This is a genomic window from Mycobacterium spongiae (assembly GCF_018278905.1).
GTDB classification, from domain to species: domain Bacteria; phylum Actinomycetota; class Actinomycetes; order Mycobacteriales; family Mycobacteriaceae; genus Mycobacterium; species Mycobacterium spongiae.
Genome location: NZ_CP046600.1, coordinates 3,064,949 through 3,078,907 on the forward strand (window position 1 = coordinate 3,064,949; position 13,959 = coordinate 3,078,907).

General features: G+C 64.2%; 12 protein-coding genes. 7 read left to right on the plus strand and 5 right to left on the minus strand.

The features are described from left to right. Positions 1 to 2: 2 nt before the first annotated feature. The 4 genes from F6B93_RS12495 to F6B93_RS12510 all read right to left on the minus strand — a co-directional run bounded on the left by F6B93_RS12495 (position 3) and on the right by F6B93_RS12510 (position 3,730). A complete protein-coding gene (locus tag F6B93_RS12495) occupies positions 3 to 869 on the minus strand; it encodes a class I SAM-dependent methyltransferase (RefSeq protein WP_211695386.1) in 867 nt (288 codons plus the stop codon). 77 nt (positions 870 to 946) lie between these two features. Beyond that, positions 947 to 1,654, minus strand: a complete 708-nt coding sequence (locus F6B93_RS12500; RefSeq protein ID WP_211695387.1) for a VOC family protein — start codon at positions 1,652 to 1,654, stop codon at positions 947 to 949. A 76-nt stretch (positions 1,655 to 1,730) separates the two neighbouring features. After that, on the minus strand, positions 1,731 to 3,083 hold the full coding sequence (locus tag F6B93_RS12505) for a flavin monoamine oxidase family protein (protein ID WP_211695388.1): 1,353 nt from the start codon (positions 3,081 to 3,083) through the stop codon (positions 1,731 to 1,733). A gap of 89 nt (positions 3,084 to 3,172) precedes the next feature. After that, positions 3,173 to 3,730: a 2,4'-dihydroxyacetophenone dioxygenase family protein gene (locus F6B93_RS12510; protein WP_211695389.1), complete on the minus strand. Its 558-nt coding sequence runs from the start codon at positions 3,728 to 3,730 to the stop codon at positions 3,173 to 3,175. A gap of 98 nt (positions 3,731 to 3,828) precedes the next feature. Between F6B93_RS12510 and F6B93_RS12515 the strand changes: the two genes are divergently transcribed. From F6B93_RS12515 to F6B93_RS12525, 3 genes are all read left to right on the plus strand, one after another. After that, entirely contained in the window at positions 3,829 to 4,833 is a 1,005-nt protein-coding gene (locus F6B93_RS12515) for an AraC family transcriptional regulator (protein WP_211695390.1), read from the plus strand. 101 nt (positions 4,834 to 4,934) lie between these two features. After that, entirely contained in the window at positions 4,935 to 6,302 is a 1,368-nt protein-coding gene (locus F6B93_RS12520) for a flavin monoamine oxidase family protein (protein ID WP_211695391.1), read from the plus strand. 149 nt (positions 6,303 to 6,451) lie between these two features. After that, positions 6,452 to 7,471, plus strand: coding sequence for a zinc-binding dehydrogenase (locus F6B93_RS12525; protein ID WP_211695392.1), 1,020 nt, complete (start codon positions 6,452 to 6,454; stop codon positions 7,469 to 7,471). Between the two features lie 30 nt (positions 7,472 to 7,501). On the opposite strand, the gene F6B93_RS12530 is transcribed toward F6B93_RS12525, so the two are convergent. Next, positions 7,502 to 8,788, minus strand: a complete 1,287-nt coding sequence (locus tag F6B93_RS12530) for a cytochrome P450 (protein WP_211695393.1) — start codon at positions 8,786 to 8,788, stop codon at positions 7,502 to 7,504. A gap of 224 nt (positions 8,789 to 9,012) precedes the next feature. Here F6B93_RS12530 and F6B93_RS12535 point away from each other — a divergent pair, with 224 nt between their 5' ends. The 4 genes from F6B93_RS12535 to F6B93_RS12550 all read left to right on the plus strand — a co-directional run bounded on the left by F6B93_RS12535 (position 9,013) and on the right by F6B93_RS12550 (position 13,952). Continuing rightward, positions 9,013 to 10,779: an N-acyl-D-amino-acid deacylase family protein gene (locus F6B93_RS12535; RefSeq protein ID WP_211695394.1), complete on the plus strand. Its 1,767-nt coding sequence runs from the start codon at positions 9,013 to 9,015 to the stop codon at positions 10,777 to 10,779. A gap of 136 nt (positions 10,780 to 10,915) precedes the next feature. Next, positions 10,916 to 11,587: a TetR/AcrR family transcriptional regulator gene (locus F6B93_RS12540; RefSeq protein ID WP_211695395.1), complete on the plus strand. Its 672-nt coding sequence runs from the start codon at positions 10,916 to 10,918 to the stop codon at positions 11,585 to 11,587. Positions 11,588 to 11,703: 116 nt separating this feature from the next. Continuing rightward, the gene (locus tag F6B93_RS12545) at positions 11,704 to 12,933 is read left to right on the plus strand and encodes a M23 family metallopeptidase (RefSeq protein ID WP_211695396.1); all 1,230 of its coding nucleotides are present in this window, start codon (positions 11,704 to 11,706) and stop codon (positions 12,931 to 12,933) included. A gap of 113 nt (positions 12,934 to 13,046) precedes the next feature. Further along, the gene (locus tag F6B93_RS12550) at positions 13,047 to 13,952 is read left to right on the plus strand and encodes an LLM class flavin-dependent oxidoreductase (protein WP_211695397.1); all 906 of its coding nucleotides are present in this window, start codon (positions 13,047 to 13,049) and stop codon (positions 13,950 to 13,952) included. Positions 13,953 to 13,959: the final 7 nt, after the last annotated feature.

Sequence of the window (13,959 nt, forward strand, 5' to 3'; positions counted from 1 at the left end):
CGTTAGTCCGCTGCTAGGCCGCTGGGGTTGGTTGCGGTGACAAGCCAGGTACGGCCGACGAACTTGAGCACACCGTCGACGAGGTTGCGGCGCAGTTCGACGCGCACCTCGTCGATGAGCGCTGCCCAACCCCGCGAACCCAGCCGGGGTTCGAGTTCCGCTCGGGCCTGCTGTCCGGTTGTGGTCGCCAAGATCATGGCCAGGCGGGCCTGGACGCCGTCGCTGCCATCGACTCCGTGGTCGCAGATGCCGTCTAGGGGGTCCATGGTGACCTCGCCCCAGCCAGCATCGGTCAGGATCGTCTGTACTCGATCGCGGTCACCGAAGGCGCGCGGCCCAGGTGTGTGGGGATCCGTTTCAGTGGGCACCGGGTCGAGTTGATCGGTGAGAATGCTGGTGCCGAGCGTGAAGATCGGATTCTCTGCGTCGCGCCAGCACACGAATGTCAACGTGGCGCCGGGCGCGGCCGCGTGCCGCATGTTGGCGAACGCCGCCGCCGGGTCATCGAAGAACATGACACCGAATCGCGACACAACCCGGTCAAAGGGGCAACCCGCCGCCGCGCCGTTCAGGTCGGCGGTCTGGGCGTCGGCGTGGAGCACCGTGGCTTGCGGTACCCGGCGGCGAGCTGCCTGCACCATCGCCTCGGAGATATCCACGCCCACCGGAATCGCTCCACGTTTCACAGCTAGCTGCAGTAGTGTTCCTGCACCACAACCGATGTCGAGCACCCGATCGCCAGGCCCGATATCGGCCGCGTGCACCAGCGCGTCGGTGAACGATGCCAGGACATGATCGAACACGTGCGCGTTGTCGACCCATCCGGCACCGCAGCCCGCCCAGTACTCTCGCGCCGACTCGTTGACCACTACGGCCCCGGTGCTATGGGTGCAGCCACGCCCGCTGTCATAGAATTAGGGTAGCGCCGGCGGCGCTATCAGGGCCGCTAAGGCTTAGGCGTGGATTCGATGATCAGTGTCGGCACAATCACGCTGGTGTCCTTCACGGTGAAAACCCGAGTGCCCGGCTTGCGACCGGCCCGGATCTCTGACACCTCCATGCCAGCTTCCGTCAGCCGCGCGTGGGTACGCTCAAGATCGCTGCTGCGCCACGCGATTCCCCACAGCGCGTCATCCGCGCCGGGGTCCTCGCCCGCAATCAGCAGCTCAAGAAATCCGTCGCCGCACCGAAAAAACAGCTGCCGCATTCCCTTGATTTGGGTGCGGTCCAGGCGTAGATCCAGGCCCAGTCGGGCACCGAGGGTGGCGACCGCGCGGTCGAGGTTGGCCGATACGTATACGACATGGTCGATACCGGTCAGATCGCCGGACGGAGTGGTACGAGGTTTTGGTGGCGCAATGCCCAGTCCGATGCCGTGGAGGGTCGCGGTTGCTTGGTCGCCCTGCGCGGTCAGGTCGATTCCGCGACGACCTAGCAGCTTCGTTGTCGCGGCAACGCCCTCGACGCAGAAGGTGAGCGCGACCGCAGCCGCAGCCGAGCCCTCGACGATAGTGATTGCGCCGGCGGTGGACTCGTGATCGGCCGAGCTGCCGAAGAGTCGTTGATAGGCGCGGGCGGCCGCCGCGACGTCTGGAGTAGACAGGGTGACGCTATGGAAGTCCAGAATCTCCGATTCGCCCGCGTGCATCGTCATGATGCAATCACACCGGCGGGCGCCCAGTGAGACGCGCCTATCCTGCGGCCCGCACGTTGTGTGACTGGCGGGTGTCCTAGCCGGACAGCTTGGCGGCGATCTCTGCTGCGGCGCGCCGGCCGGAGCGTACCGCGCCGTCGAGGAAACCGGTCCATTCGTCGGCGGTTTCGGTTCCGGCCCAATGGATGGGGCCGATGGGCTTGCGCAACCATGGACCGTAACGGGTCCATGATCCCGGTGGTACGGCGGCGGTAGGCCCGCCGGGAGCGAACGACTCGGTCGCCCATGTTTGGTCGATGTAGTCGATGGGGTGCCACGCCTCGGGGCCGAAGACGCAGCCGAGACTAGCCAGCACCTGTTCCTGGCGTTGCTGTGGTGATAACGGGTCGAAGCTGCGGGACTTGGTGAAGCCCAGCATGATTCCCGGGCCGCCAACGTTCGGGCCGTAGTCGAACGTGCTGAAGACAGGCCCTTCATCGGCTAGCGACGCGCCCGATAACCCGTCGCGGCGCCAAAACGGGGTTTCATAGGCGACGAAGAATTTGCCCAGGCTCCCTTGCGGCCAGCGCTGCATGAGCTCGGAACACCCGCTGGGCAGGGCGGGCTGAAAGTCGATTGCGGCTCGGTGAGCCGGGGCGATTGCCATGATGACCAACCGCGCGCGCACGGTCATGTGATCGGCGGTCACCGTAACGCCGCTGTCGTCCCAATTCACGGCGCGTACCGGTGCGTTGACGATGACTCGGTCACCGAGCTCCTCGGCCATTTGCAGAGCGATCTGTTGGGTGCCCTCTAGAGTTCGGTCCTGTTGTGCACCACCTTTGACATTGAGCAAGCGATCCAGTCCGCCGGCGGCCTTGATGTAGCGCGCGGCGTGCAGCATCGACACTGCAGCTGGCTCACAGCCCCACGTCACCAGGCTCATCATCGCCATCAAGTCGTGGGTGGACTCGGTTGCCCGGATCGACCATAGCCAGTCCTGCAGCGTCATGGTGTCGAGGGTGGCAGCGTTCGGGCTCGTCCAGGGGTCGCGCAGCCGAACTCGGCGCTGCAGTCGATTCAACTGCCATCGGACTCGACCCAAGTCGATCAACTCGACTGGGGACAGCTGCGGGAACGTACCGTGATACTTGCGCACGCGACCGCGCCAGCGGATCAGGCTCGTGCCCTCGGCGTGCATCGGCATGGTCTTGATGCCGAGTTCGGCCACGAGTTTGAGGACTGCGTCTTGGGTCGGGCCGACGAACGTCGCGCCGAGGTCCACCGGTACCCCGGCAATCGTTGCGGTCCAGGTACGTCCACCGACTCGGTTCCGGCCCTCGAGCACGATGGTGTCGTGACCGCGCTGGGTAAGTTCGCGTGCGGCCGATAGCCCAGCGAAACCGGCGCCAACGACGACCACATCGGCGGATATGTCAGGCGTTGTCATGGCGTGATTCGCTTCCGTATTGTCGTCCAGTTGGGGTGTTCGGCCTTACCGGCAATGGTCACTGTCGATGGTTGCCGCGCCGGCCAACGTCACTGGTTGACGGTAAATCCGGCTGCGCCGCCGCCGATGTAGTTGAGCGGTCCGAGATCTTGCTGCTCGGCGAGTGCCCCGGCCAGGTGGCGGATCATCGTCGCGTCGAGGACTGAGTGAAACCGGCCGTCCTCGGTGAAGTTGATGTTGGCCCCCTCGACGCGCACAAATATGACGGTGTCTTCGGTGTTGGTCTCCGGGCAGACGAAGGTGTGCGCCGAGCCGCCGGGCTCATACAGATAGGAACCGGCGACCTGCGGCTGATCCGGGTACTCCAGGTAGTGCCAGCTACCCGAGAGGGTGTACACCTCAGCGATGCCAGTGTGATAGTGCAACGGCACCTGCGTGCCCGGCTCGAACTTCGCCAGCACCACCCAGCAGCCGGCCTCCAGGTCGAGCCGCAGGGGCTGAACGTGAATACCGGGACCCAATGTGTCTTTCACGAGTGGGATGTCGGCTTCGTTCACGGTCAGAAGTTCCCCCTGTGGCAGAGCGACCACGGGTAGTGGTGCGCCACTGCTCGTCGAAACAGGTGCGGGAGCGGCGGTAAGGGTCATCGCGGGGCCTTTCGGTGTTGTGTCCGACAAGTTCAAGCATGGCGATCGCAGCGGTAGGATTCTTGACTTTGTGCGACAAGTTTTTGATTCTTGACGACATGTCCCTGATTCGAGGAACGGCCTTGACGGGCTATCCGGAGTTGGTAACCGAGCTTGGTGCTGACCCGGATTCACTGTTGCACGCCGCGGGCATTCCTCGTGAGGGTGTCGGCGATCCCGAGGCCTACGTCGGCTACCGGAACGTGATCGCCGCCGTGGAGTCGGCCGCGCGCGCCACCGGGGCGCGAGACTTCGGACGCCAACTCGCGAAGTGTCAGGGAATCGAGATTCTCGGCCCTGTCGGAGCGGCCGCGCGCACGGCACGCTCTGTGGCCGAGGCCTTCTCCGCGATCAGCCACTACTTGGCCGTGTACAGCCCAGCCATCGCGACGAGAATCGAGCCGACGCCCGACCCGAAATATGCGCGTGCGGAGTTCCGCATCGTGCTCGGCGACCTCCCTGACCACCGTCAAACCACGGAGCTGTCGCTGGGCGTCACGCTGAGAATCTTCCGGCTGCTCATCGGCATCGATTTCGCGCCGGTGGTGGTGCATCTCCCGCATGAGCCGCTGGCGGCCCGGGCCGACTACGTGCACTATTTCGGGGGTGCCCCCAGATTCGCTGAGCCGTTCTCCGGCTTCACGATACGAACCGTGGACCTCGGCCGACCGGTATCTTCGGCCACCGGAGTCCACGAAGTAGTGCGGGCATATCTCGATTCCATTACCCCTCCGGGTGCGCCCGACACCGTGGCGCTGGTGCGGGCGCTCATTCGGCATCTTCTGCCTACCCGAGGTCTGCAGTTGACGTTGGTTGCCCGCCAGCTATCCATGCACCCACGAACACTGCAGCGCCACTTGATGGATAGATCAACGACGTTCGACGAGATGGTCGATGGCATCCGCCAAGAACGGGCTCGTGAACTGCTCCGCGACACCAACATGCCGATGAACCAGTTAGCCGGAGCACTCGGCTACAGCGAGCAGAGTGTCCTCACCCGCGCATGTCGACGTTGGTTTGGCCGTCCACCTTTGCGAGAACGCAAGCATCTGCGCGCGTTCTGATTCCCCGCTTCGAGCCGTCGCGGGTTGGTCGAGACTGGCGTGCGTGCAACTTCGGTTGCACGCTGGACCTAGTCGGTGAATCGAGCCTGGAGGTTGTCGTGGTGGAAAGCGCACGTACGGCCGAGGTCATCGTGGTCGGCGCGGGCCTGTCCGGGCTCTGCGCGGCACGTGAGCTCGTCCGGCAGGGCAAAGACACGTTGGTGGTGGAGGCGCGGGATCGCGTCGGCGGGCGCATGGTTCGCAAGTCGGTGACTAGCGGCGGTTGGATCGATCTTGGGGGTCAATGGATCGGCCCCACCCACAACGGTATTCGCGACCTCGCCGAGTCACTCGGTGTCACGCGCTTCGATTCCTACACGGCTGGGGATACCGTCCTGTGTTACAACGGTGCGCTGTCGCTGATCGCCGATGAGTTTCCCCCGGTCGGCCCCGTAGCCGGCGTTTCGTCAGCCGAGGTCGAAGAAGCGATCAGGGTTTGGCAGCAGTTCCTCGCCCTGGCCGCCACGGTCGACGTCGAGCGTCCCTGGCTCACTCCGGATGCGCAGGCTCTCGACGCCCAAACGGTCGCCAGCTGGCTCGCCGGCGTCACCACATCCCCGTTTGCCCGTTTCTTTGCCGAGTGCTGGGTGCTGGCTGAATTCGGCGGCGATCCTGGCGCCGCATCGATGCTGGCCACGGTTGCCGGCTATGCCGCCGGACCCGACGAGGAAGAACCGGAATTATGGCTGTTGCACGGTGGGGCCGGTCAGATTCCCGAACTGCTGGCCGACGAGCTCGGGGGCCGGGTCCTTCTGGGCCAGCCGGTTTTCCGAATTGCTCAGGACACCGATGGCGTCACGGTCACGACGGGTGATAGCACCTACCGTGCGCGCTTTGTGATCGTGGCGATTCCCGTGCATTTGGCCGGCGCGATTGACTACAGCCCGCCGCTGCCAGCCGGTCGCATCCAACTCACCCAACGCGCACCGATGGGCTCGGTCATCAAGTACACCGCGGTGTACCCGACCGCGTGGTGGCGCAACCACGGGCTTAGCGGGATCGTGGTGAGCGAACGCACCGTCGTGGCGGTCGCGGACAGCTCGACCCCCGATGGGGTGCCGGGGGTTTTGACCGGCTTCGTCAGCGGGCCGGCCGCCGTCGGCTTGCTCGAGGAGTCCGAGGACTCGCGTCGTCGCGGAGTACTTTCCGACTTGGTCGCCTACTTCGGCGACGAAGCGGGGCGACCCGAGCAATTCATTGAAATGAATTGGCCTGGTGAGAAATGGACCGGCGGTGCCTACAACGCGGTACTGGCGCCAAACACTCTCACTAGCTTTGGGCCCGCGATTGCCCGGCCTGTCGGGCGCATCCACTGGGCCGGCACCGAAGCGTCACCCCGGTGGCCGGGCTTCTTCGAAGGCGCGGTACGCGCCGGGTACGCGGCCGCACACGCCATCGCATCTCGATCGGCGGTCACCAGCGGTCACTAGCTCACCCGGAAGCCGCTACAACCCGGCCTGGTCATACGTAATCTAGAACATGTATGCTCAGCACGGAAGGTACCGGCTACCTCGGCTAGTTCAAGCCCCGTGCGAGCCGGCAACTCCGCCCACCATTGCTCACTGGGAGATCGATCTGGATGCGCGCCTCGGTTCTACGCAACGGCAACATGGTGCTGTCGACCGAAGTCCCGCAACCCGCGCCGGGTCCGGGACAAGTCCTCGTCGCCGTACGAGCCTGTGGAATCTGCGGCTCCGATGTTCATTTCGCTCAGCACGGCCATGAAGTGGTCAGTCTCGGCGCGGAGATGGCGGGTCTGCCGCCAGGCCAGTTCGACGTCGATCTCAGCCGAGATGTGTTCATGGGCCACGAGTTCTGCGCGGAAGTGCTCGAAGCGGGTCCTGATACCGATGCGCCCGCGCCCGGAACGCTGGTCACGTCCATTCCCGCGCTGATCTCAGCCGACAGCGTAACACCCATCTTTTACACCAATCACATCGTCGGCGGCTATGCCGACCAAATGCTGTTGTCGGCGCCGCTATTGGTACCCGTGCCGCACGGTGTCGAGGCACGCCATGCAGCCTTCACCGAACCGGTCGCAGTGGCCGTACACGCCGTCAACAGGTCAGCGATCAAACCCGGTGAAACCGCAATCGTCCTGGGGTGCGGCCCGATCGGGCTCGCCATCATCGCTGTTCTTCGACTTCGCGGCATCGACCCTATTGTGGCCGCGAACCGATCGACGTTCCGGCGTCAGCTCGCCGAAAGGATGGGCGCACACGTCACCGTCGATCCCCGAGAGCAGTCACCGTTCGACAATGTGTTGTCCCAAGCGGTGGTCTTCGAGGCAGTCGGCGCTCCAGGGATGCTCGACGAGGTGTTGCGTCAGGCTCCGTTCGGCACACGGGTGATCGTCGCGGGCGTGTGCATGGAACGCGACACCATTCGCCCGTTCTTCGGTATCGCTAAACAGATCGACCTTTCCTTCGTATTCGCCTACGAGCCACACGAATTCGCGGACGCACTACGCGCAATCGCCGACGGTTCCATCGACGTGGAGAGCCTGATCACCGGTGAGGTGGGGCTGGATCGGGTCGACGAGGCTTTCACGACGCTTACCGATCCGCACGATCACGCCAAGATCCTGGTGATTCCCTGACCTCGCGGTCTCCCCCGCTCGGTATGGGCGTTAGCCGCAGTAGGAGACGCTAAGTTCCTTCACACCGTTGAGCCAGCCCGATCGCAGCCGCCGCGGCTCGGACAGTTTTGCGATATCGGGGATGATATCGGCGATAGCATCGAACATCAGCTTGATCTCCAGCCGCGCGAGATTTGCGCCGATGCAGTAGTGCGCGCCGGATCCACCAAAGGCCAAGTGCGGGTTGGGGTTGCGCAAGATATCGAAGTCAAACGGGCGGTCGAAGACCGTCTCGTCGTAGTTGGCGGAACTGTAGAAAAGCCCCACCCGCTGCCCTTTGCGGACCGTCACGCCGCCCACTTCCACGTCGGCCGCTGCGGTGCGCTGCATGCAGTGAATCGGCGTCGCCCAGCGAATGATTTCATCGACCGCCGAGGCGGGCCGCTCTCGCTTGAACAGCTCCCACTGATCGGGGCGGTCCAAGAACGCGTTCATCCCGTGGGTCATCGCGTTTCGGGTGGTCTCGTTGCCGGCAACCGCCAGCAGGATCACAAAGAACGCGAACTCGGTTTCATCAAGGACGTCCCCGTCGGCGTCCGGCTGGACAAGCCGGGTGACGATATCGTCGGCGGGGCATCGTCGGCGCCGCTCGGCCATGGCGTGGGCATAGCCCATCAGCTCCGCGTTGGCCCTCATCGGATCGCCATCGAAGTCCGGATCCTCAGTGTTCATCAGTGTATTGGTCCAGTCGTAAAGCTGAGCCCGATCATCCTCGGGAACGCCAATCAGGTCGGCAATCGCCAGCAACGGAAGGCTCATTGCGATGTCGTCGACGAAGTTGCCGGTTCCTTTTTCGGCGGCGCGGCCAACGATACGATGTGCGGCTTGACCTAACTTGTGCTCCATCTCGGCGACGGCCCGCGGCGTGAACAGCCGGCTGATGAGCTTGCGCAGCCGAGTGTGCTCGGGTGCGTCGTGGTTGATGATGAGCACCTTGATCAACTCCAGCTGCTCGGGCGTTGTCCCCTCGGGCAGCCTCATGATCACGCCCTTGGCGTTGTTCGACCACAGATCGCTGTTGCGCGAAATGGCCTTGATGTCGCGGTGTCTGCTGATCACCCAGTACCCATCGTCACCGAAGACCGTTCCGCCGCTTTCCGCTCCCCCGCCGCCAGAGTCGTTCTGATCGGCCGCCCGTTCGGTCCACCACACCGGCGCGGTCTTGCGCAGTTCGGCGAACAGTCGAATCGGGATGCCGTCGACCAGAACGTCCGGATCGGTCAGGTCTACCTGAGGCCGGAACGGGCAAATTGCGCCACCAGAAGTCCCAGAAGTCATAATCAACGCCTCCTTGGTCCAGTGAGGGCTGGTGATGTATTGACAATACGTTTATCTTAAAGTGTATGTCGATAGGTTTCGGCGATCCTCGTGGTCGAAGCCGACGGCCCGAACGCATGCTGACCATACAAATCTGAAATATTGTAATGTCTTGGTTAGGGGTGGGATCCTGGTGACTTGGCCCCGAGCCTCGGTCCACCTGCACGCCGGCAAAGGAGCTGATCATGCCCTATGACACCGTAATCACGGGTGGACGCTGGTTCGACGGGATGGGTACTCAATCGGCGATCCGCGACATCGGTTTGCGGGATGGGCGTGTCGCCACGATCAGTGCCGCGCCGCTGGACCGCACCAACGCAGAACTGATCGATGCGACCGGGCAATGGGTCATTCCAGGGATGATCGATATCCACACCCACTATGACGTCGAGTCGCTCTGCGCGCCCGAACTGGCCGAGTCGCTGCGCCACGGCGTCACGACCGTTTTCGTGGGGTCGTGTTCTCTGTCGACCGTCTACATCGACAACGTCGACGCCGGCGACATTTTTGGCCGCGTCGAAGCGATTCCCCGCCGGCATGTCATCGAAACCCTAGACCGCGCCCGGTGTTGGTCCAATCCGTCCGAGTATGTTGCGGCGCTGCACACCCACAACCTGGGGCCGAACATCGCCGCGTTCATCGGGCATTCCGATATGCGCGCCGCAACAATGGGTTTGGACCGCGCCACCAGGAGAGATGTCCACCCCCGCGCCGGCGAGTTGGCACGGATGAAGTCGATGCTGCACGAGGCCCTCGACGAAGGTTTCGTCGGCATGTCGTCGCAGCAGCTGCTGTTCGACAAACTCGACGGCGAGGTCTGCCGGTCGCGGACACTGCCGTCGACGTATGCCACCGCCAAGGAGTTGCGCTGCTTGAACGCAATCCTGCGCAACCGGGGTCGGGTCCTGCAATCCGGCCCCAATATCAACAATCCACTGTCGGTCGCCTCCCAACTGGCGGCGTCTCTCGGCGTCGGACGGCCGCGGCTGAAGACCAGCCTGCTTGCGGCCGCCGATACCAAGGCCAATCCGGGAATGGTCCAGGTCATGGACCACCTGGCCCGCATCGTCAACGCCCTTGGCGGCGACTTCCGCTGGCAGCACCTGCCGGTACCGTTTGAGGTGTATGCCGACGGCATCTCCCTCGTGGTGTTCGAGGAGTTCGGTTCTGGTGCTGCGGCGTTGCACCTGCAAAGCGAGATCGAACGCAATCGCTTGATGGGCGAGGAGAACTATCGGCGTCAGTTCCGCAAGGAGTACGACAAGAAGTTCGGGCCACGCGTGTGGCACCGCGACTTCTTCGATGCGGAAATTGTCGGATGCCCGGATCGATCGGTGATCGGCAAGTCATTCGGGCAAGTGGGGATCGACCGCGGCGGGTTGCACCCTGTTGACGCGTTCCTCGACCTGGTCGTCGAGCATGGCGAGCAGCTGCGGTGGCGTACCACCATCTCCAATCATCGCCCTGCGCTCCTCAAGAAACTCGCCCGGAGCACGCAAGTCCAGATAGGGTTCTCCGATGCGGGCGCACACCTGCGAAACATGGCCTTCTACAACTGCGGATTACGGCTGCTGCGGCACGTCCAGGAAGCGAACCGGCAGGGCATCGGGTTCATGAGCGCCGAGCGGGCCGTGCACCGGCTCACCGGCGAACTCGCAGCATGGTATGACATCGACGCGGGCACGCTGTGCCAGGGAGACCGCGCCGATCTGGCCATCATCAACCCCGACCGGCTCGACGACTCGCTGGAACGCTACGCCGAACACCCGATCGAGGCATTCGGTGGCCTGTCCCGCATGGTCAACCGCAACGACCGGACGGTGACCACCGTCATGGTCAATGGCGAAACGGTGTTTACGAACGGCCGGCCGGCGGCCGCCCTGGGGCACCGACGATTTGGCCAATTCCTGCGTGCGGGTCGAGCCACGACGAAGCTTACGACCGCCGCCTAGGCGAGATTGGACAACGCCATTCGCTGCCAGACGTTTGCTCAGCGAATCGAACTGGGTGGCGTTTCTGCAGCGCCTCAGCGGGGATTGTGTCGATATGATCCCGGTATGGCACACGGCAAGCCCGGCACTGCGAGCCATGCGTAGCCACGGGTGGTCGGGAAACACACCGAACTCCGACGAAGAGGCGATCGACAGGATCCTCGACGCAGCCGACCACATCATCGCCCAGCGTGGATCATCGACGCGGATCGCCGATGTGGCACAGACTCTGGGGGTAACTCGGCAAACGGTCTATCGCTACTTTCCGGGGACCGAAGCCCTGCTCGTGGCCGCCGCGATGCGCTCGGCCGACGGGTTTCTCGACCAGCTCGCCGAGCACATCAAGGGAGAGACCGATCCCGTCGCCGCGATGGTCGAAGGCGTCGCGTTCGTGATCGAGACTCTGGCCGAAGACCGGCACTTTCAGCTCTTGATCACCCAACGGCGCCGCGGTGGGCGAACTGTCTCGATCACCTCGGAAACGGCCTTGACGTTCGGGCGCGCGATGCTGCATCGACTTGACATCAATTGGGAACAACACGGTTTCGACGAGGCTGCACTCGCCGAGTTGTCGGAATTCAGCATCCGGATTGTCTCCTCCTACGTTGCCGATCCGGGACAACCACCCCGCGAGGGCATCGAGTTGCGCCGCTTCCTGACTCGATGGTTCGGGCCCGCGGTGCTGTATCCACGGCTAGCCAAGGCGATGGACACGCTGAAACTCCCGGTACCGGGACCAAAGCGCCGCAGATCCTCGGCGGTATCGTAGTATCGCGGCGGCTCGAACGAACACACGCGTCGCAGCCCCCAAAGAGATCCAGCTAAGGCGATGTTCACAGGGATGTTCACGAAGATGATTGTCAAGATGATTATCGGTGTGACCGAATGACTTTCGCGGTGACCCGCACCATCGCGGTCGTGAGCTTCCTGGCGTTGCTGAGCGTCGGTTGTGGCGCTTCAACAGATTCGCCCGCGGCGTCCACGACCGCGGCCGGTCGCGGGGATGTGACGTCATCCGTGGTGGACGCGCTCACGCCGTTGATCGGATCGGTGCCGTTCGCGCCTATTCCGTTTGCCGGTTCTGACGGCAAGACCCACCTCGTCTATGAGTTGTGGGTCACGAACTTCACCAGCGCCGACCTCGTTGTCAACAACGTCAAGGTGCTCGACGCCGGATCGGACCGTATCGTCGGCGACTTTGCCGGCGAAGCAGTGCGCCAACGGTTACAGCCGGCTGGGAGCCGCGAGGGCGTCGATCATCTCGAGCCGGGCCAATCCGCCATGGTGTTCATCCATCTGGACCTCACCGAGGATGCCGTGCCCGCTAGCCTCGTCCACCAGGTCGAGGTGACCGGCGAGGCGATACCTCCAAAGAAGAACCCGCTGACCGAGCGGATCGGCGCCGCCACTGTGGACCAGCGGACGCTGCAGGTCTTGTCGGCTCCGGTGTTAGGGCAGCGCTACATTGCGGTCGACGGCTGCTGCGACGCTCAGTGGCACACCCGCGCGGTGTTGCCGATCAACGGTCAGGCCTCCATCGCTCAGCGCTATGCAATCGACTACGAGCAGGCCGATGAACAAGGCAGGGTGTTCGCCGGCGATCCCGCGGACCCGGCCAACTACGCCATCTACGGCAACGAGGTGCTGGCGGTTGCCGATGGCACTGTCGTCGACACGCGCAACGATCTGCCAGAGCAGACTCCGGGCAGTTTCCCGACCGGGATTCCACTTGCCGAGGCCGACGGGAACTTCGTTGTCTTGGACATCGGCGATGGGTTCTACGTCAACTACGCACACATGCAGCCGGGCAGCGTCCGGCCCGCGGCTGGCGAAAAGGTGACGCGCGGTGATGTCATCGGGCTGGTGGGCAATACCGGCAACACCTTGGTCCCGCACTTGCATATCCATGTGATGGATGGGCCGTCGCCGCTGGCGGCGCAGGGCCTGCCCTACCTGGTTGATCGCTTCTCGATCACTGGCCAGGTCGTGGACAAAGCGGCGTTCGAACACTCGGAGGTGCTGGGCGCTCCGCTGGCCACGCAGCCGGGTGTGACGCCCACCGACCATACCGACCAGCTGGTGCTGGATCTCAACATCGTCACCTTCGCACCGTGAGCGTCGGCGGCCATTACCCCGGCGCCAGCGTGCGCGGCCTGAGCAGCGGCGCCCAGTCACCCGCAGTCGACGGCGATCTCGGAGGTCAGACCGGGACTTCGTAGACTCGCGCCATGCGCTTTTCCGTGTGGCCCGGAGCTGGCCAACCCTGGTGCGCCATGCTCGATCTGGCCCGGCAGGCAGACGCCGGCTTCTGGCACTGCGTCTACGTCGCCGACCACTTCATGGCCAACTCAGACCGCCCAGACGGTGAGACTGGGATGCTCGAAGCCACCGGCGCGATCGCGGCGCTGGCCGGCGCTACTACACGGGTCCGGCTGGCGCCCCTGGTGTTGTCGATGACCTATCGCCATCCCGCGGTGCTGGCCAACTGGGCCGCCACCGTCGACCACGCCAGCAACGGGCGGCTGACGTTGGGCATTGGCACCGGCTGGCAGGTCAACGAGCACGACCACTATGGGCTCGAATTGGGCACACCCCGCGAGCTGGTAGACCGCTTCGCCGAGGGACTCGATGTCATCACCGGACTGCTGACCACATCACGGACCACGCTGACCGGGCGCTACTACCGGCTCGAGGATGCACCCTGTGACCCCAAGCCGGTCCAGTCACCTCTCCCCCTGCTGATCGGCGGCACCGGGCCGCGCATGCTGAGGCTGACCGCCCGCCACGCCGCCGAGTGGAATCATTGGTCATCCCCCGGCAGTTTCCGGGCCACGGCGGAGCGGCTTGACGCCGCCTGCGAACGGGTGGGCCGGGATCCGGCAACAATTCTCCGGTCCACGCAGGCGCTCACCATCGTCACCAGCTGCCCCGACGACGAGGCACGCGCCGCGGCGAGGGCCGCTCGTGACCGGCTGCCTGTGCTCTACGGAAGCCCGGCGCGCATCGCCGAGGAAGTTGCGGTCTGGCGCGACGAAGGTGTTGACGAAGTGATCTTCCCGGATCGCGCCATGGCGACCGATCGACGCCGTGACGCCTTCGACGCGCTCGCGGAGGCGTTGGCTCCGTTAGCGTGAGTGTCTG